Source organism: Streptomyces sp. NPDC051940, assembly GCF_040680895.1.
Lineage (GTDB): Bacteria > Actinomycetota > Actinomycetes > Streptomycetales > Streptomycetaceae > Streptomyces.
Genome location: NZ_JBFAXR010000281.1, coordinates 1 through 1,929, shown reverse-complemented (window position 1 = coordinate 1,929; position 1,929 = coordinate 1). Strand labels below are relative to the sequence as shown.

The following is a 1,929-nucleotide window of genomic DNA, read 5'->3' as shown; positions in this document are numbered from 1 at the left end:
CCGGGCGCCGGCATTTCCGCTCTCGCCTGGGACCAGGCCGGACCGTGGCCGGTCGCTGGCTCGCTCGCGCTCATCGCGGCCAACGTCGCCGCGCTCGCGATCGGTCGGCGCCAGCCGCGCATCGAGGTCGAGGACGGGCTGTCGGTCGAGGAACGCCAGCTGGTCGAGCGGCTGGACCCGGCGTACTGGGTGCAGCACGCGGCCGACCGTGGTCTGTCCGGCACGGTGACCACGCCCGCGACGGTCGGCACGGCCGGGATCGAGTGCGACGTGCGGCTCGACGGCGAATGGAACGTGGGCAAGCTCCGGAAGGCGGCCGACGCCGTGCGCGCCCTGCTCGGTGCGCGGACGGAACTGCCGATGATGATCGGCCCCGGCTCGCGCGGCGGCTGGGGAGTGATCCGGCTCCGGACGCGGTCGGCCGCCCCGGGCGGCATCATCGTCTGGCAGCCGGGCGAGCCGCTCGGGATCGACATGACCACCGGCGAGGAAGTCGATGTGCCGCTGGGGCACCGGGTCCTGGTCGCGGGCATGTCCGGCTCGGGCAAGAGCACGGCGTCCCGGCCGCTGCTGTACGGCGCGTCCGAGGGCCCGACGAACGTGCTCGTGATCATCGACCTGAAGAAGGTCGAGGGGCGGCTCTGGGACCACCGGGCCCGGGTCGCGCACACGCCCGTTGAGGTCGTGGACCTGGTCGCGGAACTGGTCGAGGAGCTGAACGAGCGCCTGGACGTACTGCCCAAGGGGCAGGCGACGCTGGTGCCCACGGCGGATCGTCCCCGGATCACGGTCGTGGTCGACGAGGGCGCCGAGGTCATGGCGCACTGCCAGAAGGTCGAGACGGTCACCGGCTACACCGACAAGGGCAAGCCGATCGTTGAGAAGCTCAACGCGCTCGAAGGGCTCGACACCATCGCGCGGATGGGCCGCGCGGCCTGCATCGATCTGTGGTGGATGACGCAGTCTCCGACCTACGGCGACGGCGTTCCGAGGCAGATCGCGAAGCAGCTCGGTCTGCGGATCGGCCTCGCGGTCGAGTCCCCGACCGAGGCCCGCGTCGTGTTCGGCGAGTCCGCGCAGGAGAAGGGCTGGAAGGCCGACGAACTCCCGATGCCGGGCGTGGCCATGGTCCGGGACGGCAAGCGCAAGCCCGAGCCGGTCAAGGTCCGGTACATGGACGATGACGCCGTGGTCCGGCTCCCCAACCAGCCGATCTGGCACCGCGAGGAGTCGCCTGCACGAAGTGCCGGCGCCTCCGCCCCGGCTCCGCTGAGGCTGGTCAAGGACACGCCGGACTACGTCATCGCCCCGCCCGTGACGGAGCCCGCGGCTGCCATCCCGGCTCAGCCGACCAACCGCGACAAGGTCCGGGCCGCCGTGGCGACCGGCGCCAAGACGGCGGCCGACGTCGCCTTGGTGACCGGCATCAACAAGGGCAGCGTCTCGAAGGCGCTGAAGAGCTTGGTCGACGCGGGCGAGGTCCTGCGGTCCGAGGACGGCTCCCTGTCCGTCCCGACGCAGGCCGGGGAGGTGTCGGCCTGATGCGCGCGCCTGACGCTCAGCTGAGGGCCGGTCACATCCCGGCCCACCTCATCCCGGAGGGCACCGACCCCCGCACGGTCGTCGTCGTCCACCACCAGCCCGCCCCCCGCGACTGGACGGGTCCGGTCCTCCTGGCGCTGATCGCGGCTGGTGGCTCGGTCGGCGTCGTCCTGACGCTCTGCCTCCTGCTCCAGACCGCCGCCACCACGGCGACCGCGATCGCCGCCGCTGCCCCCGCCGGGGTCGGCCTGTCCCTCTCGATCAAGGCCAGGAAGGGGAAGTGACCATGGAGAAGAAGCGCTCGATGACCGCCGCCCCGGCCGTCGCCATGACGGCGGTGTCCATGGTCTTGACCGTGGTCGTGGTCGTGATGTGGCTCGGGGAGGC

2 protein-coding genes are annotated in these 1,929 nt (G+C 72.2%); both read left to right on the top strand.

What is annotated here, in order from left to right:
• On the top strand, positions 1-1,542 hold a 1,542-nt coding region (locus tag AB0M28_RS40420), incomplete at its 5' end, for an FtsK/SpoIIIE domain-containing protein (protein WP_365415831.1).
• On the top strand, positions 1,542-1,826 hold the full coding sequence (locus AB0M28_RS40415; RefSeq protein WP_359573395.1) for a hypothetical protein: 285 nt from the start codon (positions 1,542-1,544) through the stop codon (positions 1,824-1,826). The genes AB0M28_RS40420 and AB0M28_RS40415, both read left to right, overlap by 1 nt.
• Positions 1,827-1,929 lie beyond the last annotated feature (103 nt).